This is a genomic window from Streptantibioticus rubrisoli, from assembly GCF_024436055.1.
GTDB classification, from domain to species: domain Bacteria; phylum Actinomycetota; class Actinomycetes; order Streptomycetales; family Streptomycetaceae; genus Streptantibioticus_A; species Streptantibioticus_A rubrisoli.
Genome location: NZ_JANFNH010000003.1, coordinates 322352 through 347118, shown reverse-complemented (window position 1 = coordinate 347118; position 24767 = coordinate 322352). Strand labels below are relative to the sequence as shown.

23 protein-coding genes, 1 tRNA gene and 1 pseudogene are annotated in these 24767 nt (G+C 71.1%); 13 read left to right on the top strand and 12 right to left on the bottom strand.

Annotated features, from left to right (window positions below; translation table 11 throughout):
- Positions 1–69: 69 nt before the first annotated feature.
- From mshC to NON19_RS06485, 4 genes are all read right to left on the bottom strand, one after another.
- A complete protein-coding gene (mshC, locus tag NON19_RS06500; RefSeq protein WP_255925662.1) occupies positions 70–1299 on the bottom strand; it encodes a cysteine--1-D-myo-inosityl 2-amino-2-deoxy-alpha-D-glucopyranoside ligase in 1230 nt (409 codons plus the stop codon).
- A gap of 125 nt (positions 1300–1424) precedes the next feature.
- Entirely contained in the window at positions 1425–2261 is an 837-nt protein-coding gene (locus NON19_RS06495) for an SCO1664 family protein (protein ID WP_255925661.1), read from the bottom strand.
- Positions 2225–2824 (bottom strand): DUF3090 domain-containing protein, encoded by a 600-nt coding sequence (locus tag NON19_RS06490; protein WP_255925660.1) that lies wholly within the window; start codon positions 2822–2824, stop codon positions 2225–2227. Before NON19_RS06490 ends, NON19_RS06495 begins: the two co-directional genes overlap by 37 nt.
- A gap of 99 nt (positions 2825–2923) precedes the next feature.
- Positions 2924–3625, bottom strand: coding sequence for a histidine phosphatase family protein (locus NON19_RS06485; RefSeq protein WP_255925659.1), 702 nt, complete (start codon positions 3623–3625; stop codon positions 2924–2926).
- Positions 3626–4114: 489 nt separating this feature from the next.
- On the opposite strand from NON19_RS06485, the gene NON19_RS06480 reads away from it, so the two are divergent.
- Complete coding sequence (locus NON19_RS06480; protein ID WP_255925658.1) at positions 4115–4726, top strand: hypothetical protein; 612 nt, start codon at positions 4115–4117, stop codon at positions 4724–4726.
- Between the two features lie 75 nt (positions 4727–4801).
- On the opposite strand, the gene NON19_RS06475 is transcribed toward NON19_RS06480, so the two are convergent.
- On the bottom strand, positions 4802–5851 hold the full coding sequence (locus NON19_RS06475) for an LLM class F420-dependent oxidoreductase (protein ID WP_255925681.1): 1050 nt from the start codon (positions 5849–5851) through the stop codon (positions 4802–4804).
- Positions 5852–6033: 182 nt separating this feature from the next.
- Here NON19_RS06475 and NON19_RS06470 point away from each other — a divergent pair, with 182 nt between their 5' ends.
- Both NON19_RS06470 and NON19_RS06465 read left to right on the top strand, forming a co-directional pair.
- Entirely contained in the window at positions 6034–7014 is a 981-nt protein-coding gene (locus NON19_RS06470) for an aldo/keto reductase (protein ID WP_255925657.1), read from the top strand.
- On the top strand, positions 6962–8974 hold the full coding sequence (locus NON19_RS06465) for a helix-hairpin-helix domain-containing protein (RefSeq protein ID WP_372514006.1): 2013 nt from the start codon (positions 6962–6964) through the stop codon (positions 8972–8974). The genes NON19_RS06470 and NON19_RS06465 overlap by 53 nt, the downstream gene beginning before the upstream one ends.
- Before the next feature lie 14 nt (positions 8975–8988).
- Here NON19_RS06465 and NON19_RS06460 read toward each other — a convergent pair whose 3' ends face one another.
- Positions 8989–9597: a hypothetical protein gene (locus tag NON19_RS06460; protein ID WP_255925654.1), complete on the bottom strand. Its 609-nt coding sequence runs from the start codon at positions 9595–9597 to the stop codon at positions 8989–8991.
- A 47-nt stretch (positions 9598–9644) separates the two neighbouring features.
- On the opposite strand from NON19_RS06460, the gene NON19_RS06455 reads away from it, so the two are divergent.
- Positions 9645–9833 carry a DUF5703 family protein gene (locus NON19_RS06455; RefSeq protein ID WP_255925653.1) on the top strand — a complete coding sequence of 63 codons (189 nt, stop codon included), beginning with the start codon at positions 9645–9647 and terminating at the stop codon, positions 9831–9833.
- Positions 9834–9938: 105 nt separating this feature from the next.
- On the opposite strand, the gene NON19_RS33115 is transcribed toward NON19_RS06455, so the two are convergent.
- From NON19_RS33115 to NON19_RS06435, 3 genes are all read right to left on the bottom strand, one after another.
- Positions 9939–10781: a chaplin gene (locus tag NON19_RS33115; RefSeq protein WP_303653369.1), complete on the bottom strand. Its 843-nt coding sequence runs from the start codon at positions 10779–10781 to the stop codon at positions 9939–9941.
- Positions 10782–10964: 183 nt separating this feature from the next.
- Positions 10965–11198, bottom strand: coding sequence for a chaplin (locus NON19_RS06440; RefSeq protein WP_255925652.1), 234 nt, complete (start codon positions 11196–11198; stop codon positions 10965–10967).
- Positions 11199–11344: 146 nt separating this feature from the next.
- Positions 11345–12670, bottom strand: coding sequence for a M20/M25/M40 family metallo-hydrolase (locus NON19_RS06435; protein ID WP_255925651.1), 1326 nt, complete (start codon positions 12668–12670; stop codon positions 11345–11347).
- 206 nt (positions 12671–12876) lie between these two features.
- On the opposite strand from NON19_RS06435, the gene NON19_RS06430 reads away from it, so the two are divergent.
- The 8 genes and pseudogenes from NON19_RS06430 (at position 12877) to NON19_RS06395 (ending at position 20410) form a co-directional block, all read left to right on the top strand.
- Positions 12877–12961: transfer RNA gene (locus tag NON19_RS06430), tRNA-Leu, on the top strand.
- A gap of 159 nt (positions 12962–13120) precedes the next feature.
- Positions 13121–13906 (top strand): annotated as a pseudogene (locus NON19_RS06425) (transposase).
- A gap of 182 nt (positions 13907–14088) precedes the next feature.
- Positions 14089–15087, top strand: coding sequence for an acyl-ACP desaturase (locus NON19_RS06420; protein ID WP_255925650.1), 999 nt, complete (start codon positions 14089–14091; stop codon positions 15085–15087).
- Complete coding sequence (locus NON19_RS06415) at positions 15084–15353, top strand: phosphopantetheine-binding protein (protein ID WP_255925649.1); 270 nt, start codon at positions 15084–15086, stop codon at positions 15351–15353. Before NON19_RS06420 ends, NON19_RS06415 begins: the two co-directional genes overlap by 4 nt.
- Positions 15343–16566 carry a beta-ketoacyl-[acyl-carrier-protein] synthase family protein gene (locus tag NON19_RS06410; RefSeq protein ID WP_255925648.1) on the top strand — a complete coding sequence of 408 codons (1224 nt, stop codon included), beginning with the start codon at positions 15343–15345 and terminating at the stop codon, positions 16564–16566. Before NON19_RS06415 ends, NON19_RS06410 begins: the two co-directional genes overlap by 11 nt.
- 25 nt (positions 16567–16591) lie before the next feature.
- On the top strand, positions 16592–18859 hold the full coding sequence (locus NON19_RS06405) for an MMPL family transporter (RefSeq protein WP_255925647.1): 2268 nt from the start codon (positions 16592–16594) through the stop codon (positions 18857–18859).
- Positions 18829–19833 (top strand): type III polyketide synthase, encoded by a 1005-nt coding sequence (locus NON19_RS06400; protein ID WP_255925644.1) that lies wholly within the window; start codon positions 18829–18831, stop codon positions 19831–19833. Before NON19_RS06405 ends, NON19_RS06400 begins: the two co-directional genes overlap by 31 nt.
- Before the next feature lie 76 nt (positions 19834–19909).
- Positions 19910–20410, top strand: coding sequence for an isoprenylcysteine carboxyl methyltransferase family protein (locus tag NON19_RS06395; protein ID WP_255925680.1), 501 nt, complete (start codon positions 19910–19912; stop codon positions 20408–20410).
- A 1376-nt stretch (positions 20411–21786) separates the two neighbouring features.
- Here the strand turns inward: NON19_RS06395 and NON19_RS06390 are convergent.
- Positions 21787–21957 (bottom strand): hypothetical protein, encoded by a 171-nt coding sequence (locus tag NON19_RS06390; RefSeq protein ID WP_255925643.1) that lies wholly within the window; start codon positions 21955–21957, stop codon positions 21787–21789.
- A 45-nt stretch (positions 21958–22002) separates the two neighbouring features.
- Complete coding sequence (locus NON19_RS06385; RefSeq protein ID WP_255925642.1) at positions 22003–22575, bottom strand: TetR/AcrR family transcriptional regulator; 573 nt, start codon at positions 22573–22575, stop codon at positions 22003–22005.
- Positions 22576–22688: 113 nt separating this feature from the next.
- Between NON19_RS06385 and NON19_RS06380 the strand changes: the two genes are divergently transcribed.
- Entirely contained in the window at positions 22689–23573 is an 885-nt protein-coding gene (locus NON19_RS06380) for an SDR family oxidoreductase (protein WP_255925640.1), read from the top strand.
- Positions 23574–23843: 270 nt separating this feature from the next.
- Here NON19_RS06380 and NON19_RS06375 read toward each other — a convergent pair whose 3' ends face one another.
- Positions 23844–24698: a helix-turn-helix transcriptional regulator gene (locus tag NON19_RS06375; RefSeq protein ID WP_255925679.1), complete on the bottom strand. Its 855-nt coding sequence runs from the start codon at positions 24696–24698 to the stop codon at positions 23844–23846.
- Positions 24699–24767: the final 69 nt, after the last annotated feature.

Below are 24767 nucleotides of genomic sequence, written 5' to 3'. Positions count from 1 at the left end.
GGGGGGGGGCGCCGGGGCGGGGGGCGCCCCACCGCCGATACGTTTCTTCCGTTCTCCGCCCTGATCGCCCTACAACGCGACGCCGAGCAGGGCGTCCACCGCCCGGGAGACCAGTCCCGGTGCGCTGGTGTCCGTACCGCCCCCGGCCTGCTGCGCCGCCGCCCAGCGGTCCACGGCGGTCAGTGCGGCGGGGGCGTCGAGGTCGTCGGCGAGCGCCGCGCGGATCTCCTCGACCAGCGCGTCGGCGGACGGTCCGTCAGGACGCGACACGGCCGCGCGCCACCGGCCGAGCCGTGCCACGGCCTCGGTGAGCACCTCGTCGGTCCACTCCCAGTCGGCGCGGTAGTGGTGCGCCAGCAGGGCCAGCCGTATGGCGGCCGGGTCGACGCCGTCCTTGCGGAGCTTGGAGACGAAGACCAGGTTGCCCTTGGACTTGGACATCTTCTCGCCGTGCAGGGCGACCATCCCGGCGTGCACGTACGCCTTGGCGTACGGGAACTCACCGGTGAGCACCTGGGCGTGCGAGGCGCCCATCTCGTGGTGCGGGAAGGCGAGGTCGGAGCCGCCGCCCTGCACGTCGAAGCCCATGCCGAGGTGGTCGAGCGCGATGGCCACGCACTCGATGTGCCAGCCGGGACGACCGGCCCCCAGCGAGCCCCCGTCCCAGCTCGGCTCACCGTCGCGGGCGGCCATCCACAGCATCGGGTCCAGCGGGTTCTTCTTGCCCGGCCGGTCCGGGTCGCCGCCGCGCTCGGCGGACAGATGGCGCATGGCCGCCGCGTCGAGCCCGGAGACCTTGCCGAAGTCCGGGTCGGACTCCACCGAGAAGTAGATGTCGCCGTCGAGTTCATAGGCCGCACCCGCGTCCCGCAGCCGCTCAACCAGCGGCACGATCCCGGGAATGGCCTCCACCGCGCCGATGTAGTGCCGCGGCGGCAGCAGCCGTAGGGCCGTCATGTCCTCGCGGAACAGGGCGGTTTCGCGCTCGGCGAGCTCGGTCCAGTCGATTCCGGTCTCGGCCGCCCGCACCAGCAGCGGGTCGTCGACATCGGTGACGTTCTGTACGTAGTGGACCTGCCGCTTCGTGTCGAGCCACACGCGCTGCACGAGGTCGAACGCGGTGTAGGTGGCCGCGTGCCCCATGTGGGTGGCGTCATATGGAGTGATGCCGCATACGTAGATGCGGGCAACGGGACCGGGGTCCAGGGTCACCAGACCGCCCGTCGCGGTGTCGTGGAGGCGGAGTTCGCGTCCCCTGCCAGGCAGGGCCGGAACCTCCGAAGCGGGCCAGGCATGCATGCCTTGAGCCTAACCGGACGGGTGATCCGGATACGAGCCGGGACAACCAGGGATGGCCGGATTCACGGTCTTGCGTTCTGCGGCACAACGTGCTTTCACTGCGCGCTGACCGCATGGCGGCGGTGTCAGACCGGCGGCCAGGGAATCGCGGGCCAGCGTCCGCTCGGCTCCGGATGCCGACCGGTGCTGAGTAGCGTGGCCACCCGGGCCCGTAGCGCCGCCAGCTCGGCGTCGGTGAGCAGTTCGGACAGCCGCTCGCCCAGGTCGCCGCCGAGCGCCTCGGTCAGCCGCCGCAGCGCCGTACGGGCGTCCTCGGTCAGCGGCTCGCCCGCCCAGCCCCACAGCAGGGTGCGCAACTTGTCGTCGGTGTGGAACGAGACGCCGTGGTCGATCCCGTACAGGTGCCCGTCCGCGGTCGGCAGCAGATGGCCGCCCTTGCGGTCGGCGTTGTTGATCACCGCGTCCAGTACCGCGAGCCGCCGCAGCCGCTCGTCGTCGGCGTGCACCAGCAGCGCGGTGCGCCCCTCGCCGATCTCGGCGAAGGCCACCGCCTTCCAGCCGTCGCCGGGCTCGTCGTCCTCGACCAGCGCCAGCAGCTCGGCGCCGGGATCGGCCTCGATCCACAGCTGGCACATGCCCTCGCCGTACGGCCCGTCGCGCAGCACGGTGGGCGGCACCAGGTCCCAGCCGGTGGCCTCGGAGACCAGGTAGGCGGCCACCTCGCGGGCGGCCAGCGTGCCCGCGGGGAAGTCCCACAGCGGCCGCTCACCGGCTATCGGCTTGTAGACGCAGTTGGCCTTGCCGCCGTCGTACTCCACGGCGCAGTACAGCACCGCGTTGGATGCCTCCCGCACCTGCCCGCGGACGGTCAGCCCGCCCTTGGCCAGCAGTTCCACGCCGTCCACACCGCTCGGGCGGGCGGCGCTCACCCCGCCCGGCGGTACCCGTTCTGGCGCGGGCATACGTGTCCTTCCGGGTCGAGGGGCAGGCTGCACAGCGGGCACGGCGGGCGGCCCGCGGAGACGACCTCAAGGGCCCGTTTGGCGAACGACCTGGCCTGCGCCCCGGTCAGCCTGACCCGGAGCATCGGCGGACCGTTCTCCTCGTCCTGGAGCAGCATCTCCTCCGCCGCCTCCAGGTCCTCGGAGGACATCTCGGAGTCGGCGTCGATCTCCACCAGCGCCTGGGCCTCCAGGATCATGCGCTCGGCGGTGGTGTCCCAGGCCAGGGCCATGGTGCCGACCCGGAACTCCTCCTCCACGGGGGTGTCGAGCGGCGCGGTGTCGTTCAGCTCGGCCGGTGCCACCGCGGGTACCGCGGCGCTGCCGCCGCTGCGCCGTACGACCTCGTCCAGCAACTCGTCGATGCGCTCGGCCAGCGCTTCCACCTGGGTCTTCTCCAGCGCCACGCTGGTGGTGCGCCCGGCCGCGGTCGCCTGGAGGAAGAAGGTGCGCTGGCCCGGCTGCCCGACCGTACCGGCCACGAACCGGTCCGGCTGCTCGTAGAAGAACACCTGACGGGGCACGTCCCGCTCCGTTTGCTCGGCTGTTTGGTTACTTGCTCGCTTCACGTACCAGCACGTGATCGCGCGGAATCCGCGGCACCACCCTACTGCGGAAGCCGATCACGGTGCGCCGGTGGCTCCGCCCACCACCGCGTCGTCACCGCCGCCGAACGGCACCGACGGTCGGGGCGGCAACCCGCCGAACTCCCCGGTGTCGCCGAGCCGCAGCAGATACGGCCGCACCGGCGTGTACCGGATGGCCGTGACCGAACAGGGCTCCACCGACAGCCGCTGGAACAGGTCCAGGTGCATCCCCAGCGCGTCCGCGGCGATCGCCTTGATGATGTCGCCGTGTGAGCAGACCAGGTACATCGCCTCCGGTCCGTGCCGGTCCTCGATCCAGGCGTTCCACTCCCGTATCGCGTCGACGGCCCGGGACTGCATGGCGCGTACCGACTCCCCGCCGTCCCCGGGGAAGACGGCGGCCGACGGGTGCTGTTGGACGGTCTGCCACAGCGGCTCGTCGGCCAGCTCCGTGAGCTTGCGGCCGGTCCAGTCGCCGTACCGGCACTCGCCGATCCGGTCGTCGGTGTGGCTGGGCAGCTCGGGCCGGGCGTCCAGCAGCGGGCGCACGGTCTCCCGGCAGCGCTGCAGCGGGCTGCTGACCACGGCGGTGATCGGCAGATCGGCGAGTCGGCCGGCGAGCGCCGCGGCCTGGGCGGCGCCGCGCTCGTCCAGGCCCACACCGGGGCTCCATCCGGCGAGCACTCCGTCGGCGTTGGCGGTGGACCGGCCGTGCCGGACCAGGATCACGATGGGCATGGTTCCGAGCGTACGGCCAGGGTCTGACAACGCAGAAGCTCCCGGCGTGGTCCCGCACCGCCCGTGGGGCGGCCGAACGGGGGCCCACACTGGTTCGTCGGCTCAGGAGGGTGATCGGCGGGCGGGGCCGCGCGCCGACCGAAATCCGGGTGAACCGCGGGGGGTTGACCGCCGTGCGCCCGTCCTTCCCGGTGCTGTCGGTCCGGCGCCTTCCCTGGCCACATGCCGTATCGGTTCTCCCCGCGTCAGGACTGGGTCGTACGGCGTAACCGTTCGCCCTGCGGCGCGTTGTGCTCGGTGACGGCCGTGGCGGGGAAGACGCCCGAGCCCCCACCACGGCCGCAGAAACGTCCCCACATGGTGTCGGCCCGTCCGCCGCGCACCACCGTCCGGTACCACTTCCCGTCACAGGCGCCCCACGCACCGTCAGTGGGGCTGGGTAAGGTGCGATGGGATCGGTGGTACGCCAGGGGACGGGATCGCGAAGCAGTGGACATCTTCAGCAAGGCCGCCAGACGCCATGCGACAGCCGGGCGGCCGGGACCGGCCGGTTCCGACTGGTCCCCGTACGAACGCCTCGACGACGCCGCCCGGGCCTACTTCCTGCACGCCGACATCGCGTTGGAGGCGATCGCGGGCGTGCTGGGCCGCCGCAGGGTGCGCGGCTTCACCCTGGAGCGGGTGGTCGACCTGACGGAGTCCGGCGCCTCGGTCTGGCAGGAGGCGGCGGTGTGCGACGGTCGACGGCTGATCCTGTGGCACAGCGAGGAGTTGACGGACGTGGCGGCGCCGGGCGGCACCGTGCTGGACTCCTCGATCCAGGTGCTGCCGCTGGACGCCATCGGGCACGTGGGGATGCGCACCCTGGTCGGCCGCGACGAGCGGGGGCAGCGGGTGGACCGCGGGGTCTATCTGGTGCTGGCCACGGCGACGCCGCACGAACTCAGCGCGGTGCAGACGGATCCGGACTCCCCGGTGGCCTCGGCACGGGTCCGGCCGGAGGCGTTCCGGTTCAGCAAGTCCCTTGAGGACGGCGGGCCGGGGCAGATAGCGCGGCTGATCGCGTTCGGCAGGCTGCTGGGGCGGCTGGTGCCGGGCTGAGTTCGGGCGTCGCCTGTTCAGGTGCCGGTCGGCTCGGCGGCGCGGTGGGGCCGCCGAGCCGAGGGGAGCCGGCGATCAGGCCAGTCCGGCGCGCTCCACCGCCTCAACTCCGGCGCGCAGCGCGGCGATCCGCTCGTCCAGGGTGAACCCCGCGGGCGACAGCGTCAGGGTGGTCACGCCCGCCTCGGCGTACGCCCGCATCCGGTCGGCGATCCGGTCGACCTGGCCGAGCAGGCAGGTCTTGTCGATCAGATCGTGCGGCACCGCCGCCGCGGCGCCCGCCTTGTCGCCTGACAGGTACTTGTCCTGGATCTCGGCGGCTTCCTTCACGTAACCCATGCGCTGCGCAAGGCGGTTGTAGAAGTTCTGCTTCCGGCTGCCCATGCCGCCGACGTACAGCGCGGTGTACGGACGGAACTGGTCGGCGAGCGCATGGACGTCGTCACCGATCGCGATCGGCAGCGTCGGGCAGACGTCGAAGCCCTCCAGCGTCTTGCCCACCCGCTCACGACCGGCGCGCAGCGAGGACAGCGCGGTCTCCTCCAGGTGCTCGGCGGCGGGGAAGATCAGCAGCGCGCCGTCGGCGATCTCACCGGTCTGCTCCAGGTTCTTCGGGCCGATCGCGGCGATGTACAGCGGGATGTACTCGCGCACCGGGTGCACCGTGAGCTTCAGCGGCTTGCCGGGGCCGTCGGGCAGCGGCAGCGTCCAGTGCTCGCCCTGGTGGGTCAGGCGCTCACGGGACATCGCCTTGCGGACGATCTCGACGTACTCACGGGTGCGGGCCAGCGGCTTGTCGAACTTGACGCCGTACCAGCCCTCCGAGACCTGCGGTCCCGAGACGCCGAGCCCGAGCCGGAACCGGCCGCCGGACAGCGAGTCCAGGGTCGCCGCGGTCATCGCGGTCATGGCCGGGGTGCGCGCCGGGATCTGGAAGATGGCCGACCCGACGTCGATGCGCTCGGTCTGCGCCGCGACCCAGGACAGCACGGTCGCCGCGTCCGAGCCGTACGCCTCGGCAGCCCAGCACACCGAGTAGCCCAGCCGGTCCGCCTCGCGCGCCACGGCGAGGTTGTCCGCGTCCATCCCGGCGCCCCAGTACCCGAGGTTGATCCCGAGCCGCATTCCGCTCGCCATACCGCTCCCCTTACTGATCAGTAACTCGTCCTCCCGGGAGGGTAGCGCGGACCGCGCCGATCAGCGTCTGTCGGATGTGCCACACCGCTCGACGGCGCCGCCGCGCCCGGACCACGCTCCCCCGCGCCCCCGGCACCACGGTGCCGCTAACCTCAGTAGTCTCACCCGGCATGGAGCAAAGGCATCTCGGCCGTACCGGACTGCGCGTCTCACGGCTCGGTCTCGGGACCTTGAACTGGGGGCACGACGTCGGGGAGCGGGAGGCCGCCGACCAGCTCAAGACGTTCTGGGAGGCGGGCGGCACCCTTGTCGACACCGCGGACGTCTACGCCGACGGCGGCGCGGAGTACCTGCTGGGCCGACTGCTGGACAACCTGGTACCGCGCTGCGACCTGGTGATCGCCACCAAGGCGGGCAGCGTCCCGGACCCGGACCGGCGGTTCGACTGCTCGCGCGGTCATCTGCTCTCCGCGCTGGACGCCTCACTGCGCCGCCTCGGCACCGACCACGTCGACCTGTGGCAGGTGCACGCCTTCGACCCGGGGACCCCGCTGGACGAGACGCTGCAGGCCCTCGACATCGCGGTCGTCTCCGGCCGCGCCCGGTACGCGGGGGTGTCCAACTTCTCCGGCTGGCAACTGGCGAAGGCCGCCACCTGGCAGTCGGCGGCGCCCGGCCGCACCCGGCTGGCCGGGGTGCAGATGGAGTACTCACTGCTCCAGCGCGGTGTCGAACGCGAGCTGCTGCCCGCCGCGTTGGACCTCGGCGTCGGACTGCTCCCCTCCTCGCCGCTCGGCCGTGGCGTCCTCACCGGCAAGTACCAGCACGGCACGCCGCCGGACTCCCGCGGCGGTTCGGAGCACATGGCCCCGTTCGTCGCGCCGTACCTCGACGAGACCGCGCGCCGCATCGTGGACGCGGTCGTGACGGCCGCCGACGGCCTGGCCGTCACCCCGCTGCAGGCCGCCCTCGCCTGGGTACGGGACCGGCCGGGAGTGGCCGCGCCGATCCTCGGCGCCCGTACCGCGCAGCAGCTCGGCCAGGCGTTGTCAGTGGAGGCGCTTACGCTTCCGGATGAGATCGACCAGGCGTTGGACGATGTCTCGGCGCCGGTGCATCGCTATCCCGACCACGACTGGAGCACGTTGTGAGCGACGCACCCGCCGCCGATCGGCGTCGCCCCAGCCGAGCAGCGAACGGAGCAGCACAGTGAGCACGGACCGTACCCCGGCCGAGGGCGCACACCCCGGGCAGCCCTCGCAGGAGCTGGCCCGCCTCGCCGAGGCGGTACGGGCGATAGAGCGCGGCGAGGGCACAGCCCCCCGGGCGCAGCCCCCCGCGCCGCCCGAGCGTCCGGCGCCCGCGGAGCGGCCCGCGCCCGCCCCCGAGCCCGTGCGCCCGGTCGCGCTGTCCGGCGAGCCGGTCGAGGCGGCCCGTCAGGTGCTGGGCCGCGGTGGCGCACCGGAGGCGCTCGCGGAACCGGCCGTGGAACGGCTCGGCGAGCGGGCCGGGGAACTGCTGGCCGAGGATCCCTGGCTGGTGCTGTCGCTGCCCGCGGTGCGCGTCGACCAGGCCGACGGCTTCGCGCGTACGCTGCTGGGCGCGTCCTGCCGCCCCGATGACGAGCGGCGCGGCCGGGCGGTGGTCGGCTGGCTGCTGGAGCGGGCGGCGGAGGCCGGGCACACGGCGCTCGAGTGGTCGGTACTGGCCACCGCGCTACAGAAGCAGTCGGTCGCCGACGCGGACGCCACGCTGCGCAAGGCGGTGGAGGACGGCCAGTTGATGGTCTTCCACGACGAGCAGGAGGGCGCGGCGCCCGATGACGAGGCACCGGTCACCCTGCTGTTGGGACTTGACCGCTACGCGCTCGCCGAGGAGAGCCTCGCGGACGGTCTGGTACGGCTGTTGAACACCTTCGAGACGGCCGCGACCCCGTGGGAGCCGTCCGAGGCCGAGGCGCCCTCCCCCTCGGCGGCACAACTGATCCTCGCCGCCGCCGGAAGCGGCCTGACCGCACACACCGGCGGCGAGGCGGCCCGCGCCGAACCGGCCGCCCTGGTGGCGGCGGCCCGCGCCGCGGGCCTGCGCGCCTACGCGGCGGCGCACACCGAGAACGGCAGGCGACGGCTGGCCGAACTCCTCGGCGCGGACGGCGAGCAGGCGGCGCTCACGGTCGACGGGCTGCTGTCCGGCGGCGAGGGGCCGGGGCGCGGCGCGGACGGCGCGCTGGAGCTGGACCTGCTCGCAGTGCTGGACGCGCCGCAGCTGGACGTGGAACGGGCGGCCACCCTGGTCGAATCGGTGCCGGACGGCGCCCGGTTGGTGCTCAGCGGGGATCCGGGGGTGCTGTGGTCGGCGGGTCCCGGGCGGGTGTTCGCCGATCTGCTGGCCGCGAAGGTGTGCCCGCAGGTCGCGTCCAGGACACCGGATCCCGGGCCGATCGGCGAACTGGTCTCCGGCATCGGCGTCGGCGAGTTCGCGGCCGTGGAGGCGCCGGAGAAGGAAGTGGTCGTCGTCCCGGTGCGGGACGCCGGTGAAGCGGTGCACCGCACCGTGCAACTCGTCGCCGACTCGGTGCCGCGCGCCATCGGCGTACCGGCCGAGCGGACGCAGGTGATCACCCCGGGCCACGGCGGGGCAGCGGGCACCCGCGCGTTGAACGCCGCGCTCAAGGAGCGCCTCAACCCCGGCCCCGGCCGCTACGCGGGCTTCGACCCCGGCGACCGGGTGGTGTACGTCCCCGGCCCCGGCCGGGCGCTGCCCGGCACCGTGGTCTCGGCCGAAGCGGCCGGGCTGCGGCTGGACTGCGAGGGCGGCCCGGTCGTGGTACCGCGCGAGCAGGTGGCCACGGCGGTACGGCACGGCTGGGCGGTGACGGCGCACCAAGCGGTCGGCGCGCGCTGGCCCGCGGTGGTCGTGGTGCTGCCGGGGGACGCCGCGGCCACGCTGACCCGGCAGTGGGTGTACTCGGCGTTCAGCCGAGCGGAGCGCCATCTGTCGGTGGTGCAGGGCGTCGACCAGGCACTGCCCCGAGCGGTCGCCGAGGTGCCGGCCAAGGACCGTACGACCCGGTTGCGTACGGTCCTTCGCGAGCAGACGGCCGGGGGGTGAGCGCCTGCCCGCCGTCAGCGGTCGGGGTCGAGTGACTCCAACTCGTCGTCGAACACGGCGCTGACGTCGAACCGGCAGACGATCATCTCCGGGTCGGCCTGGTCGAAGGGGGCTGCCAGCCACTCCCCCGGTTCGGCCGGTTCCACCGCGGTGACCCAGAGCGTGGAGTCGCCCTCCTCCAGTCCGAACTCCTTGTGCCTGGAGGCGATTTCGTCCGGTTCGTACTCCCCGAACAACGCGCCGAGCCCGGCGTTGACCCCGTTGCCGACCTGGGTGACGGCATCCGCCACCCGATCCGCCTGGGCGATCAGGCGCTGCGGGTCGACGATCGTGTAGTCACGCCGGATCAGCACGCTGACGGCGCGCGGCTCGTCGGGTCCCGCGTACGCGGGCAGGGTGTCCCCGGCCGGGACCTCGAATGGTGTGACCTCGTCGTAGGCGTCGTAGAGCAGCTCGTCGTAGGCCTCGGCCGCCGCGGCCAGGGAGTCGAAGGCGGCGAGGACGGCCGGATCATCCTCGCCCGAGCGGTTCTCGATCGCGGCCAGATGGCGGTCGATGGCTGCTTTGACCGCCTCGGCGGCGGTGCGTACCTCGGCAACGGTGGGCTGCGCGGCATCAGACATGGTGCAGACGCTATCCGTACAGGGCGGTTGCCCGCACAATAGATTCGATGCCGGAATACGAATTTCAAGACGTGTACGTGCCCAGGGGTGTCTCCCGTAACGCCACTCGGCGCCTGTTGACCGACCACGCGGAGTACGGGCACTGGGAGTTGGACCGGTTGCGGCTGTATCCGGACGGCAGCCGCAGGGTGCGGTTGCGCCGCCGGATCATCCGCCAGGTACGCGCCACCTGGTGACCACGAGCCGCCACCGACAGCCGGACGGGGTGGTCGCACCGCCTGTGGTGCGACCACCCCGTCCGGATCAGGACGATGCCCGATCCAGCGACCCGATCCGGCTGCTCAGCGCTTGGCCACCCGGCCCCGGCGGTAGAGCACGTACCCACCGATCAGCAGCCCGGCGCTGGCGGCGCCGATCGTGCCGATCTGGTCCGCACCGGTGTGCGCCAGGGTGGGCGCCGCCGTGGAAAGCGGCTGCGTGTGCGCCATCGCGTGGTGTACGGACGGGCGGTTCACATGGCGCACGGGCGTCGAGGGCGCCTGCGGCTGGTGGCCCTGGACGGGCGGGACGACGGTCTGCGGCGGCGGGTTGTACGCCTGCCCGATCTCCGATCCCCCGCCGTTCTCGCAGGAGTTGCCGAACGCGGGGTTCAGTAGGCCGACGACGTCGACACTGTTCCCGCAGACATTGACCGGCACGTCGACCGGCACCTGCGCCACGTTGCCGGAGGCGACACCGGGCGAGCCCTTGGCCACGGCCGTCGCCTGGGCGCCACCGCTGTGCTGGTGGCCCTGGTATCCGCCGTGGTCACGGTCCCGGTGGCCGTAGCCGCTGTGCCAGTCACCGCCGTGGCCCTGGTCACCGCGGCCGTAGCCGCTGTGTCCCTGGTCACCCTGGTCCTGACCGGTGTGCCCGTAGCCACCGCTCTCGTGGCGCTCCGAGCCGTTGGCGCACCTGTTGCCGAACGTGGGGTTGAGCGCCCCGACCACGTCGACGGTGTTGCCGCACGCGTTGACCGGCACGCTGACCGGCACCTGGACGTTGTTGCCCGAGACGACACCGGGCGACCCAACGGCAGCGCCGCTGGCCCCCGCGTCCGCAAAGGCGTAGCTGCCGCCGGTGACGGCGAGGACACCGCCCGTCGCGACGACAGTAATCAGGCCCTTCTTTGCGACCTGTCTCATGGATTCCCTGCCTTCTGGTGTACCTGAATATCCGCGGGCGCAGGCCCGCGATGAGGGAACGGCCGGATGGATTTCATTGGGATTTTCCGACGATTCCCGGACGATCGCCGAGGGCCCTGGAGCGGACAGGTGTATGCCCCAGGGCCGAGCGGGACCAGAACCTTTACCGGGTCCGACTCAACGTCACTTGTTGATGCAGGTGTTGCCGAAAGTCGGGTTGAGCAGCCCGACAACGTTGATCGTGTTGCCGCAAACGTTCACCGGAACCTCGACCGGAACCTGGACGACGTTGCCGGAGGCAACGCCGGGAGAGTCGATCGCAGCGCCCTGCGCACCGGAGTCAGCGACGGCCAGGCCCGCACCGGCGAGCACCAGACCACCGGCGGCGGCCGCGGTGGCGGCAACCTTCTTGAACATTATTCCTCCTCGTTGGCAGTGCGGTCCCAGCCGCGGACCGCACTGATCTAACGAGGTTCATAAGGCAGGGCAACGTACCCCTGTTTCCATTCACCCTTTCCGGCTACACCCGCACAGGCAGCCGATTAAAGGCCGAAAAGATGCGTTCAGCACTGATCCAGGAACCGGTCCAGTACGCGCACGCCGAACTTCAGTCCGTCCACCGGAACCCGCTCGTCCACACCGTGGAACATTCCGGCGAAGTCAAGCTCCGGCGGAAGTCGCAGCGGCGCGAACCCGAAGCAGCGAATACCGAGATCGTCGAACGACTTCGCGTCCGTACCGCCCGACAGGCAGTAGGGAACGGCCCGCGCGATCGGATCCTCGGCGAGCAGCGCGGACTGCATCGCGTCCACCAGCGCACCGTCGAAGCTGGTCTCCAGTGCCTTGTCGGCGTGTACGTCCTCGCGCTTGACCTTCGGTCCCAGGATCCGGTCGAGGTCGGCCAGGAACTCCTCCTCCAGGCCGGGCAGGAAGCGCCCGTCCACGTGGGCGGTGGCCTGCCCCGGGATGACGTTGACCTTGTATCCGGCGCCGAGCATGGTCGGCGCGGCGGTGTTGCGCAGCGTGGCGCCGATCAGCTTGGCGATCCCGCCGAGCTTGGCGAGCGTGGTCTCCATGTCCTCGGGGTCGAGGGGGACGCCGAGCGCGTCGGACAACTCGTCCAGGAAGGACCGTACGGTCTTGGTCACCCGGATCGGGAACTTGTGCCGTCCCAACCGGCCTACCGCCTCGCACAGTTCGGTCACCGCGTTGTCGTCATTGGTCATCGAGCCGTGGCCCGCGGTGCCCTCGACGGTGAGCCGCATCCAGTGCATGCCCTTCTGGGCCGTCTCGACCAGGTACAGCCGCAGGTTCTCGTTGACGGTGAAGGAGAAGCCGCCGACCTCGCCGATGCCCTCGGTCACACCCTCGAACAACTCGGCGTGGTTGCGCACCAGATGCTTCGCGCCGTACACACCGCCCGCCTCCTCGTCAGCGAGGAAGGCGAGCACCACGTCGCGCGGCGGCTTGCGCCCGCTGCGCAGCCGGTCCCGTACGACGGCGAGCGTCATGGCGTCCATGTCCTTCATGTCGACCGCGCCCCGCCCCCAGACGCAGCCGTCGGCGACCTCGCCGGAGAACGGGTGGTACGTCCAGTCGTCGGCGTTGGCCGGTACGACGTCGAGGTGCCCGTGGATCAGCAGAGCGGGCCGGGACGGATCCTCCCCCTCTATCCGGGCCACCGTGGACGCGCGCCCCTTGTGGGACTCGAAGACCTGCGCGTCGAGACCGACCTCGGCGAGCTTCTCCGCGACGTACTCGGCGGCGGCGCGCTCACCGGGACCGGAGTGGTCGCCGTAGTTGCTGCTGTCGATCCTGATCAGGTCGCGGCACAGATCGACAACTTCATCCTCACCGGTGATCGTCCGTGCCGGGTTCGACTCGCTCACACTGCCTCCTTGTTCGCCGATGCGCCCACACGGGGCCCCACCATCCTCCCTCGCCGTACCACCGCACCCCAAGATCCCCGGCCACCCCACATCCCCGTCACACAAGGCATCCCCACCACGACCCCGCCTAGTCCACGGCCTCCGGACGTGATCGAGAGTGGCCAGATGTTTGCTATGGTTAACCCCGTCGCCGCGGCGACAACCCGGTCCGGGTGGCGGAATGGCAGACGCGCTAGCTTGAGGTGCTAGTGCCCTTTATCGGGCGTGGGGGTTCAAGTCCCCCCTCGGACACGACCAATACACCCACGGGCGGTGCTGGCTGAGACTCGGCCAGCACCGTTTGTGTTTCATGATCGCAAGTGAGACGTAGCCCTAGGGCCTGTGTGAGGTCGTGATCATTCTCGGGTTCTGGTCCCGTGTGGGGGGGCGGGACCTGATAGGACGCTGGGTGTGACACGTCGGCAACTCACCGACGAGCAGTGGGAGTTCATCGAGCCGTACCTGCCAATAGGCGAGTACGGTCCGTACCCCGAGCGACTGCGGGAGCAGTTCGAGGGGGTGATCTTGCGGTTTCGGTCGAGCGCCCAGTGGCGTGAGATGCCTGCCGGGTTCGGCCCGTGGCCGACGGTCTACGGGCGCTTTCGTGCCTGGCGGGACGCCGGGGTCTTCTCCGCTCTTCTGGAAGGCGTGATCGCCGCGGCCGCTCGCCGGGGACAGACGGATTTATCCCTGGTCAGCGGGGGCTCCACTACTGTCCGCGCCCAGCACGACGCAGCCGGGATGCACCTCGGCGAGGACCTCATGGACGTCCTTGAGGAAGCCGCCGCAGAACAGGAGCGGGCGCGGCAAAAGGGGGCGGCCCGCCGGGACAGAACGGGCAGGACGGCGGAGACGCCCCCGAGCAGGAAGAGCGACGGCGTATCAGGCAACGGCGCAAGTTCCGGCTGAACCAGGCCCTGCTGGGCAGATCCCGTGGTCCGCATCAAGGCAGTCATTACGGAGAAGAAGGACCAGGCCGCCAACCGGAAGAAGAAGGGCCGCGGGGGCGGCCGCCCTACGTGCCACGACAGTGATCTTGACAAGGAGCGGAACACGGTCGAGCGGCTCATCAACAAGCTGAAGGCCTGGCGGGGCATCGCCACTCGATACGACAAGTCGCCCGAGAGGTACCTCCCCGGCCTCCACCTCCGTGCCTCGATGATCTGGATCAACGACCTGCTGAAGGCAACTGGCTGATCACAACTTCACACAGGCCCTAGCTCCGTCCACGTGTGCGCCTGCCGCTGGGGCCACCGTCTGAGATCATCGCCCTTACGACCCCTCGTTACCTCGCGGAGCCGCGGTCGTTTGCAGGATATGGATCTTGTATGGGCGGGCCGGCCCGCGGCCGCGGAGCTGTCCGGGGCGCTGCTGCCGGGATGCGCGGCAATGAAGAGACGGTGCAGGTGAACGATGCGGCAGCGGACACGACAGCAGGGGTCTTGCGTGACCTGGAGCCGTCGGTGGGGCGTCTGCTCGACCGGCATCTGGGCGTGGCGCGGGAGTGGTTTCCTCACCAGTACGTGCCGTGGAGCGGAGCGCGGGACTTTGACGGCCCTCTGGACGGCACCGCCTGGGATCCGCGGCAGTCGGCACTGCCGCAGGCGGTGCAGGACGCTCTACTCGTCAACCTGCTCACCGAGGACAATCTGCCCAGTTACCACTTCGAGATCGCCACTCGGTTCGGCCGGGACGGCGCCTGGGGCACCTGGGTGCACCGGTGGACGGCGGAGGAGGACCGCCACGCCTGTGTCATGCGGGCCTACGTCCATGCCCGTCGCGCGATGGACCCGGTGGCCCTGGAGGAGCTGCGGATGCGGCAGGTGGGCGCCGGTTACCGCAGTGACCTGCCGACCGTTCTGCACGCGCTGGCATACGTGACGGTGCAGGAGCTGGCGACCCGCCAGGCACACCGGAACGTGGGCGTCATGTGCGGTGACCCGGTGGGGGAACAGCTGATGGCGCGCATCGCCGCGGACGAGAACCTGCACATGCTCTTCTACCGGGATCTGTACGCCGACGCTCTGCGGATGGCCCCGGACGCGGCGCTGACGGCCCTGACCGACGTGATCTGCGGCTTCCAGATGCCGGGCACGACGATCCCCGGCTTCCGCGCCCGCGCCCTGCGGGTGGCGGCCGCCGGCATCTTCGACCTCGACGTCCACTCCGAGCATGTCGTACGGCCCCTTCTCCGCGCCCTGGGAGTGATGTCCCTGCCCGGCCTCGGCCCGGCCGGCGAGCAGGCCCGACAGCGGCTGGGGCAACACCTGGAGTGGCTGCGGGCGCAGGCGTCCCGCGCACGAGAACTGTACGAGCGGATGAACGCCAGCGGCGGTCCCGGGCGTTCCCGCACCCGAACACAGGAGGTCACGGCATGACCCAGGAAGCGGGACAGGACGTCCAGCCGGTGCTGCCCGACCGTCTGGTCACCCTGCTGACCAGTCATCTCGACGTCAAGGCGGAGCCAGAGCAGCTGACGGCGGTGACGACCTTCGAGAGTCTGGGGATGGACTCCTTGTCCTTGATGGAACTCGTGGTGGCGGCCGAGGAGGAATTCGGGATCGTCCTGCCGGAGGAGGCGGTGGAGCTGTCCCCGGCGGCCACACTGGGCGAGGCCGCCCGAATGTTCGAGCATGCGCGCTGAGGTCGCGGTCACCGGACTGGGCCTGGTGACTCCCGCGGGGCACACGGCCGAGGAGAACTGGGCGGCCCTGTGCCGGGGCCGCTCCCTGGCCGCGCCCGACCCCGAACTCGCGAATCTGCCCGTCGACTTCTCCTGCCAGGTGCCCGGTTTCGACGCCGTGGCGGAGCTCGGCCGGCCGCTCGCCCGGCGGGTGGACCGGTTCGTGCACTTCGCCCTCGTCGCCGCCAGGCGGGCCGTCGCCGACGCCCGGCTCGATCCCACGTGTTGGCCTGCCGAGCGGGTGGGCGTCGTGCTCGGTGTCGGCTCCAACTGCCTGAGCACCTACGTCACCGAGTTCGGCCATCTCGGTGCGGGCCGCCCCGAGCGGGTCTCACCGCTGGCGCTGCCACGCAGTGTGCCGAACATGGCCGCCGGAGAGGTCGCCATCGACCTGGGCGCCCAAGGACCGAACTTCACCACCTCCAGCGCCTGCGCCTCGGGCGCGACCGCGATCGGTGTCGCACGGGACCTGCTGCGGTCGGGGACCTGCGACATCGTCCTGGCGGGCGGCAGCGAGTCCGGCCGCTCCCGGATGACGGCGACCTGCTTCACCCGGATGCGTGCGCTCTCCCGGCGCCGGGACCGGCCAGAGCTGGCCAGCCGACCTTTCGACGCGGCGAGGGACGGCTTCGTCCTCGGCGAAGGCGCCGCCGTCCTCGTACTGGAACGCCTCCCACAGGCAAGGGCCCGCGGGGCGCCGCCGCTGGCACTGCTGAGCGGCTACGGAGCCGGCGCGGACGCCCGTCATCCGGTGGCCCCGGACCCGGCCGGCGCCGGCGCGGCCCGGGCGCTCCGCACCGCGCTGGAGGACGCAGCCTGCGCCGCCCGCGACGTGGGTCTGGTCAACGCGCACGGCACCTCGACGCCGTTGAACGATGCCGCCGAGGCTGCCGCCCTGACCCGGGTGTTCGGCGACGACGTCCCGCCGGTGACCGCGTCCAAGGGCGTGATCGGTCACGCGCTCGGCGCGGCCGGAGCGATCCAGGCCGCGTACACGGTCCTCGTCCTGCGCCATGGCCTCATCCCGCCGGTCGCGAACTTCGAGGGCCAGGACGGCGAGCACAAGCTGGACATCGTGGCCGGCCGTCCACGCCCGGTCGACGCGACGACCGCGATCAGCTGTTCCTTCGGGTTCGGCGGGCAGAACGCGGTCCTGCTGTTCACGGCCACCTGAGAAGGACCAGATGGGAGGAAGAGCGTTGACGCAGCAGGGCCCGCGGCAGCGAGCCTGGTGGATCATCCTGTGCGCCGCGCTGGTGGGCGTGGCCGCGGTGCTGCTGGCACCGCTCGCGTTCGGCGCGCTGAGCACGGGCGGCGCGGTCGCCACGGGGACCGAGGCGGAACGCGCCCGGCAGCGTGCGGAACAACTGGGCGTACCGGCACCCGACCTGGTGCTGGCGCTGCCGCACCGGCCGGAGGAAGCCACGCGCGTCGTCCGGGCCCTCGCGCGCGAGCCGGACGTACGAGCGGTGTGGTCGGCCGGGACGACGGGTGATCCGTGGCTGCGCTCCCGCGACGGCCGGACCGAACTGGTCGAGGTACGGCTGCGCGGCACGGACAAGGACCGCAAACATGCGGCGCCTCAGGTGGTGGCCGCCGCCCGGTCGGCCGTACCCAGGCTGAAGGTCGCGGCGAGCGGTGAGGCGTGGGCCGATCGCACGGTCGACGAGACGGTGGAACGTGACCTCCGGCGCGCCGAAGTCCTCGCGGCACCCGCTTTGTTTGTGATCCTGGTCCTCGCCTACGGATCCCTGGTCTCCGCCGCGCTGCCCGTCCTGGTCGCCGGTCTCGCCGTGGGCTGCACCCTCCCCGTCCTGGGTTTGCTGGCGCGGGCCGTGGACATGCCGCGGCCCGCGGTGAACGCCGCTTCGGCCATCGGTCTCGGGCTGGCCGTCGACTACAGCCTGTTCTTGCTCGCCCGGGTGCGTGAGGAGACAGCGCGTGGCATGGGCCTTGAGGCGGCGCTGGCCGCAGCCCGTCGCTCCAGTGGCCGGTCGGTCGTCTTCTCCGCCGGAGCGATCACCGCTTGTCTGGCCCCCGTCCTGCTCGTGCCGGTGCCTTTGCTGCGCGCCCTGTCCATGGCCGGCATGGTCGTCACCGTGCTCGCCGCGGTGATCGCCCTGACGGTGCTGCCCGCCTGTTTGCTCCTGCTCGGTCCCCGGGCCGGGGCGTGGGACCCCCTCGCCCGGTGGCGGCGCACGAGGACCGGGGAGCCGAGCCGGTTCTGGCGGCGTACCGCCCAGGCCGTCACCGCGCGGCCGGTGTGGGCCGGGGGCCTGGTGGTAGTGCTGCTGGTGCTGCTGGCGGCGCCGTTTAGCCAGGTCCGGCTCGGTGTGGTCGACGACCGGACCCTGCCCCCCACCACTGCGGCGGCCGCCGCGGCCGAGCGCGTGCGCACCGAGTTCGCCGCCCCGCCCGACCGGCTCCTCACCGTGGTGGTCACCGGGCCCGACGCCACGGCCGGTGCCGCCGCGTACGCCGACCGGCTTCACGCCCTGGCGGGCGTCGCGGCCGTACACATCGCGCGAACCCTCCCCGCACAGCAGGCGGCAGTGCTGCTGGTCGTCGCACCGGCCGCGCCCGGCACCCGGGCCAGCGATGACGCGGTGCGGGCCGTGCGCAACACCCCCGCACCCGGCGACGCGGCCGTGGGCGGCCGGGCCGCCGCGGTCACCGACACCGCCGACGCCGTCGTGGGCGCCCTGCCGTGGTGCCTGACCTCGCTGGGGGTAGGACTCGCGCTCCTGCTGGGCCTCTTCACCCGCAGCGTGGTGGCACCGCTGAAGGCGCTGGCGGTAGCGGCAGTCAGCCTCGGGGCGAGCCTGGGCGCCCTCGTCCTGATCTTCCAGGAGGGCCATGGCCGCACGCTGCTGGGCGGCTTCACGGTGACGCACGTCCTCGACGTCTCCACACTGTTGTTCGTCCTGCTCATCACCTTGGCGCTGTCAGTGGACTACGAGGTGTTCCTGCTGGGCCGTATCCGGGAGGAGTACCTGCGCTGCGGAGACAACCGCACCGCGATCGTCGACGGCATCGCCCGCACCGGCCGCCTGATGACGTCCGCCGCGCTCGCCGTCGCCCTCTCCACCGCGGCCATGGGCACCTCCGACGTGGCCCTGCTCAAGCTCATCGGCATCGGAGTGGCCCTCGGCGCGCTCGTCGACGCCGCCTTCGTACGCGGCGTCCTGGTGCCCGCCGTCATGAGCGCGCTGGGCCCGGCCAACTGGTGGGCCCCCTCGATCCGTATCCCGGCCGCACGACAGCTGACCGCACGCCCAGAAAAAACGAAACGTGATCCATGGGGGAACGCATGCCACACTCCACCACCCCAGCTGCACCCGGCCACGCATCACCGGCCAAAGGCTCGGCGCCCGCTCCACGGATCGCGGCCATCCGGACGGCGTTCCCGCCCTACCACTACCCCCAGCACGAAATCATGGCCACGCTGGCGGGCGCCACCCTCATGAACTCCCCGACCGGCGTCCTGATGCTGCGGAAGATCGAGGCGAACGCCGGCGTGTCCGCGCGGCATCTGGCCCTTCCGCTGGACAAGCTCGTCGAACTCGCTGATCTTGACGACTTCACGCAGACCAATCAGGTGTGGCTGCGTACCGCCCTTGACCTCAGCGAACAAGCCCTGACCGGAGCGCTGAACGCGGCCGCGGTACGCCCCGGCGAGGTCGACGCGATCATCAGCACCACCGTGACGGGACTGGCCGTTCCCTCACTGGAAGCACGGCTGGCACAGCGGGTGGGACTGCGGCCGGACGTCCGACGCGTCCCGCTGTTCGGCAACGGCTGCGCCGGAGGAGCCGCGGGCCTGGCCCTGCTCCGCGACTACCTGTGCGCACACCCGGCCCAGATCGCCGTTCTGCTGGCGGTGGAACTCTGCTCCCTGGCCTACCAGCAGAAGGACGGATCCATGGCGAACATCGTCGCCGGCAGCCTGTTCGGCGACGGCGCGGCGGTCGTGGTGGCCGCCGGCGCCCACCGGGCAGGCGAAAGCCGCGGGCCGGAACTCGTGGACAGCGCCAGTTGGCTGGTACCCGACAGCCAGGACGCGCTCGGCTGGGAGATCGGCTCCTACGGCTTCCGGATCCGTCTGGCACCAGAGGTGCCCACACTCACCGAAGACCATCTCCCCCAAGCCGTACACACCTTCCTCTCCCGCAACGACCTGAGGACTGACCGGATCGGCAGCTGGATCATCCACGGCGGCGGGCCCAAGGTGCTCACCGCCGTGGAACGGGCCCTGGGCCTCCCCCCGGAGGCCACCGCACTCACCCGCCGCTCCATGGCCAACCGGGGCAACCTGTCGTCCGTATCGGTCATCGACGTACTGGACACCGCGATGGGCAACCCGCCCCCGACCGGCACTCCCGGCCTCGTCGCGGCCATGGGCCCCGGATTCGCCGTCGAACTCGTCCTGCTCCGCTGGTGACCCTGCCGCAGGCAACCGCAAAGGAGATGCCGTTATGACCGACGCCGGACTCACCGCCTTCCCCTTCTGGCTGCTGATGGTGATGCCCCTGATTACCGCCGGGCGCCTGCTGGAAGTCGTCGTGGCCCGACGGAATACCCGCTGGGCGATGGCGCGCGGCGGCGTGGAGTTCGGCCGTGGCCACTACCCGGTCATGGTCGTCCTTCACATCGCTTTCCTGGCAGGCATCGTCGTGGAGATCGCCCTTGCCTCTCGGCCTTACGTCCCCGCACTGACCTGGACCGCCCTGACGATCGTGTTCCTGGCCAACCTCGTTCGCTGGTGGTGCGTGCAGACCCTCGGCCCGCAGTGGAACACCCGCGTCATCATCGTTCCCGGCCTGCCTCTGATCACCCACGGCCCCTACCGCTGGCTCCGGCACCCCAACTACGTGATCGTGATGGCCGAAGGCATCGCTCTGCCCCTGGTCTACGGCGCGTGGACGACCGCCCTGCTCTTCACCGTGGCCAACGCGGCCTTGCTTTCCGTACGCCTCCGCACGGAAAACTCAGCCCTGCGGCTCGCGACCAGTCCATGACCGTCCGGCATGACACCCAGCCACCGTCGCCCCCACCACAGTGCCGAATCGGGCTGCGCCCGCGCCGACATAGCCGGCTTCAGCGGTCCCCGGCGTGTACATGGCCCGCAGCCTCTACTGCTGCAGACGAAGATCGCTGGGCGATCGCGATCTGAGCTGGCACTCTCAAGCATGCGCCGTGCAGGCGCGAGATCGGCTACGCAGTCGAGGCTCCCCCTCCGCTATCGGTCCGGTTTCGAAGCAGCCCTCACCCGTTCCTCGCGCCCATCCTCGGAGCCCGATGAGTCGGAAGGGACTGGCCACTGAGCCCCCGATCATCCTTCCGCCGCAGGCAGTCGATCGCCATGATCCGCTCGCACCATGGCCACCAGCATCCGGGACCGAGCAGCAGCGATACGGAGTCGCTTGCGCAACGTTTCGGCTGAGATGGGCCGTTGGTGGGTTTCCCAGTGTCAGGCGTCTTCCTCGCGAGCGCGTTCGAGGAGATCGTCTTCTGCGATAGCTTCCTGATCGGGCTGCTCAGAGTGCTCTTGAGGGACCGAACCCGAATCCTTGGCGCCCGGGACGCTTGCCCCGGCCAGGCGCGGCGCTGCCTGAGCCGGGTTCTGCTCGATGACAAGGGACGCCGACGTGGCCGGTTCCCCTGTATGGACGCCACTGATGGCTTGGAGCAAGCCGGGTCCCACCTCGGCCCATCCGATCAGCAGCAGTGGTCCCACCGCGTCAAAGGCACCCTTGCCCATCTGGTCGGAGATCAGTGGATCCGTCCACGTTCAACGCCGACGTCGTCACGCTGGAGAAGATCAGGAGCCGACGCGCAGGGCGGAGTTGCTCGCGACTTGCACCGTGGAGCGCGAGGTACCGCGTGCCCAGCAACAATCCCAGAACCGACAGGTCCACGGCCGGGGCCACCAACGGAGCCACCGGTGAGGGCACCCCCAACCGCAGTGCCAGCAGCCACACGTTCCCGAACCCGAACAAGAAGGTGAGACCGACCACCGCGCCCACGATCGCCGTGACCACACGGCGTGTGGTCACCTGCCCAAAGCCAGCGCCAGCGTCACGAACAGGAACGGGCGGCCGGTTCGCTGCCATCACAGGGTCCCGCCCCTCGTCGTGGGGCGGAACTGTCCCTCCACGATGAGTCGCCCAGCAGGAAGCCGCAGGCCAGCCCCGCATCCTTCTGCCTGCAGGCTTGCTCGGGGCACCAACCTGCGAACGGTCCATCGGGGGCATGGCCACGAACTGCTGTGGACGCCGACGGGCCCTGGACCCAGTTGCCCAGCCATCTACCCCACCACCAGGCGGGTTCGCCGCACGAGCGCGTGGGCGTAGTGGTCGTGTCGGACCTCGGACACCAGCTTGGCAGGCCCCTATCAGGGGCCTTCTTCATTTCTGGGCAGTGGCGTGACCGGCCACGTGACCAACGGCCCAGCGGTCTTGCCCTCAGACCAGGGCAGAGATGAACGCGGCTGGCGTTGCCCGCAGCCAGCTTCTTCGTACCGGTCTTCTTTACCGGTTTCATCGAAGCCGGTCTTCTCCGGCATCGTGTGGAGAATGCCCCGCCGTCGCAGGCACTCGCCGAGCAGTTCTTAGTCGAGTGCCGCTATCGCGGCTCGGAGTTCGTCGAGTGCGTGACGTGCGAGTTCGGTGAGCGTCTGCTGGTTGACTGGATCGGCCCATTGATCGAAGGCCTGGTAGAAGGCGCGGACGCCGAGTTCGGCGGCGAGGCTCGCGGGCGGTTCCGATACACCGCGCTTACGGAGTGCGTCGGCCATGGCGTTGGCAAGTCCGCCGCGCTTCAAGGCGGCACGCTCCTGCAGTTCGCTGTTGTCGGCGGTGACTGCGCGGAGTTTGGCGCTGAACTCACGGCGGTCGTCCGTGAAGGTGGCCGTGATGGCGTCAAGGGCGGCACCGACGGCTTGCAGAGGGGTGACCGGGCCGGGCGCCTCGGTGATCGCGTCGGCGAGGAGCCGGGCGTGTGTGTCCTGGCCAGCGAAGAGCACCTCCCGTTTGTCGGGGAAGTGCCGGAAGAAGGTGGTCTTGGTCAAACCGGCTCGATCGGCGATTTCGTTGACGGTGGTGGCGTCGTAGCCCTGTTCGGCGAACAGGTCGAGTGCGGCGCGCACCAGCCGTTCGCGTGCGTTCGGTTCCCATCGAGCCATGGGGACAGCCTAGGTGACGTGACTTGGTACCGTCACATTGGCTAGGGTGACGGCACCAAGTCACATCACTTCGCTCCGCCCGGGCGGGGTGCTCCACCCCAGGAGAGCTACTCATGCGTGTATTCGTCACCGGTGCCGGCGGCCACATCGGATCGGCCGTGGTGCCCGAACTGATCCAGGCCGGACACGAGGTCGTCGGCCTGGCAAGGTCCGACGCCTCGGCAGTCACCGTCAAAGCCATGGGCGCCGAGGTGCGCCGTGGCGACATCTCCGACCTGGGCGGTCTGCGTCTGGCGGCGGCCGACGCGGACGCGGTCATCCACCTCGCGTTCGACCATGGCGCCATATCCGTCCGGGACTTCGCCGATGCGGCGAGGGCCGACCTGGCCGTGGTGCGAACCGTCGGCGAGGCGCTGTCCGGCACGGGCAAGACGCTCATCGGCGTCGGCCTGACACACACCGGCGATGCGAAGCGGGATGCGGCGATCGACGCCAACCCCCGCTCCGCCGCCGCACGCGCGATCGCCGGGTTCGCCGATCAGGGCGTGCGGGCCGTGCTGGTCGCGGTCCCGCCGGTCACCCACAGCAGACGGGACCGGCATGGCTTCATCCCCAGGTTGATCAAGATCGCCCGTGACTCAGGCGTGTCCGGCTACGTCGGCGACGGCACCAACCAATGGGCCGCCGGTCACGTCCTGGACGTCGGCCGTGTCTTCCGGCTCGCACTGGACAAGGCCCCGACCGGGTCCCATCTGTACGCCGCGACCGAGGAGGGCGTCACGGTGCGCGAGATCGCCGAGACCATCGGCCGCCGACTGAACGTCCTGCCCATGAGCATCCCCGCCGAGCAGGCCGCGGACCACTTCAAGGGCTTCCCGTTCATCACGCTCGACATCACGATGCCGAACGCGGACACCAGGCAGTTGCTGGACTGGGAGCCGGTCCATCCCGGCCTGATCGCCGACCTCGAAGACGGCCACTACTTCACCACCAGCTGACCCGACCCGCCCCACCGGCCCAGTCGGCGATTCGTCCACCGGCTGGGCGGGCAAGGAGCTCCGCGGCCACATGATCGGCCGGACGTCCGAGGTGGGGCATCCCGGCAAGCCATCCAGGACGCGAGAGCCGTCCGCCCATCCGCTGACCTGGGCGGTGCGGAACTTGCGCGCCCGGCGCGGGCGGGCGGTGGCGGCGAAGCCGCTCGGTCCACACGTGAAGGTGGCCAAGGATCGGCCGCGTGCTTCCGAGCAGTTGAGGAGCCTCGGTTTCTAACCGGCCGCCCCCTGCGGGGTCATGTCCTGCAAGCCCACCACCCTCAGCAGCTGAAGCCGTTCGTACGAGTCCGTTCCCGGGCGGGCCGTGTGGAGGACGAGGTGGTGGCGGTGCTCGGCGGACAGGAGGATCTCGCAGTCGAGTTCCAGGAGGCCCACCACCGGGTGGCGGAAGCGCTTGGTCGAGCTGCGGCGTACCGCCACCTCGTGGGTGGCCCAGAGGCGTGCGAACTCCTCGCTGCCGTCGCGGAGTTCGGCCACCAGCGCGCTCGGTTCCGGGTCGTCCGGACGGGACGCCGCCACCGCGCGGAGGTTCGCCACGTGCTGGCGCGCGAGCTCCGGTACGTCCTCCGGGGGGAACAGGTCGCGTCCCGCCCCGTCCAGGAAGAAGCGGCGCACCAGGTTGCGTTCGCGCGGTGGGCGGGCCAGTACGTCGCCCGTCAGCGCCCGCGACAGCGCGTTCTGCGCCAGCACCTGACCGCAGTCCGTCACCACCAGCGCCGGCGCGTCGTACAGCCGGTCCAGCATCAGGAGCAGACCGGGGCGGACATGAGCCGATGTCCTGTCGCGGCGCGGTGGTTCCTCGCCCGCCAGGTGGAACAGGTGGTCGCGTTCGTCGTCCGTCAGCCGTAGCGCGCGGGCCAGTGCCGTCAGCATCTGCCGGGACGGGCGCGGGCCCCGGGACTGTTCGAGGCGGGTGTAGTAGTCCACGGACATGCCCGCCAGCGACGCCACCTCCTCCCGCCGCAGGCCGGGCGTACGGCGCCGGGCACCCGGGGCGAGGCCCACGTCGGCGGGGTCCAGGCGGGCACGGCCGCGGCGCAGGAAGTCGGCGAGTTCGGGTCGGTTCACCACCCCTCAAGCCTGCGGCAGCCCGCCCGGCTTATCCAGGGACTGTCGATCCCCCGATCGGGAGGTCTC

Coding starts and splice junctions, on each gene's coding strand:
- mshC (WP_255925662.1), bottom strand. CDS start 1,299: ATGCATGCCTGGCCCGCTTCGGAGGTTCCGGCCCTGCCTGGCAGGGGA.
- NON19_RS06495 (WP_255925661.1), bottom strand. CDS start 2,261: ATGCCCGCGCCAGAACGGGTACCGCCGGGCGGGGTGAGCGCCGCCCGC.
- NON19_RS06485 (WP_255925659.1), bottom strand. CDS start 3,625: ATGCCCATCGTGATCCTGGTCCGGCACGGCCGGTCCACCGCCAACGCC.
- NON19_RS06475 (WP_255925681.1), bottom strand. CDS start 5,851: ATGCGGCTCGGGATCAACCTCGGGTACTGGGGCGCCGGGATGGACGCG.
- NON19_RS06470 (WP_255925657.1), top strand. CDS start 6,034: ATGGAGCAAAGGCATCTCGGCCGTACCGGACTGCGCGTCTCACGGCTC.
- NON19_RS06465 (WP_372514006.1), top strand. CDS start 6,962: ATGTCTCGGCGCCGGTGCATCGCTATCCCGACCACGACTGGAGCACGT.
- NON19_RS06460 (WP_255925654.1), bottom strand. CDS start 9,597: ATGTCTGATGCCGCGCAGCCCACCGTTGCCGAGGTACGCACCGCCGCC.
- NON19_RS06455 (WP_255925653.1), top strand. CDS start 9,645: ATGCCGGAATACGAATTTCAAGACGTGTACGTGCCCAGGGGTGTCTCC.
- NON19_RS33115 (WP_303653369.1), bottom strand. CDS start 10,781: ATGAGACAGGTCGCAAAGAAGGGCCTGATTACTGTCGTCGCGACGGGC.
- NON19_RS06440 (WP_255925652.1), bottom strand. CDS start 11,198: ATGTTCAAGAAGGTTGCCGCCACCGCGGCCGCCGCCGGTGGTCTGGTG.
- NON19_RS06420 (WP_255925650.1), top strand. CDS start 14,089: ATGCGCGGCAATGAAGAGACGGTGCAGGTGAACGATGCGGCAGCGGAC.
- NON19_RS06415 (WP_255925649.1), top strand. CDS start 15,084: ATGACCCAGGAAGCGGGACAGGACGTCCAGCCGGTGCTGCCCGACCGT.
- NON19_RS06410 (WP_255925648.1), top strand. CDS start 15,343: ATGCGCGCTGAGGTCGCGGTCACCGGACTGGGCCTGGTGACTCCCGCG.
- NON19_RS06400 (WP_255925644.1), top strand. CDS start 18,829: ATGGCCACGCTGGCGGGCGCCACCCTCATGAACTCCCCGACCGGCGTC.
- NON19_RS06395 (WP_255925680.1), top strand. CDS start 19,910: ATGGTGATGCCCCTGATTACCGCCGGGCGCCTGCTGGAAGTCGTCGTG.
- NON19_RS06390 (WP_255925643.1), bottom strand. CDS start 21,957: ATGCCGGAGAAGACCGGCTTCGATGAAACCGGTAAAGAAGACCGGTAC.
- NON19_RS06385 (WP_255925642.1), bottom strand. CDS start 22,575: ATGGCTCGATGGGAACCGAACGCACGCGAACGGCTGGTGCGCGCCGCA.
- NON19_RS06380 (WP_255925640.1), top strand. CDS start 22,689: ATGCGTGTATTCGTCACCGGTGCCGGCGGCCACATCGGATCGGCCGTG.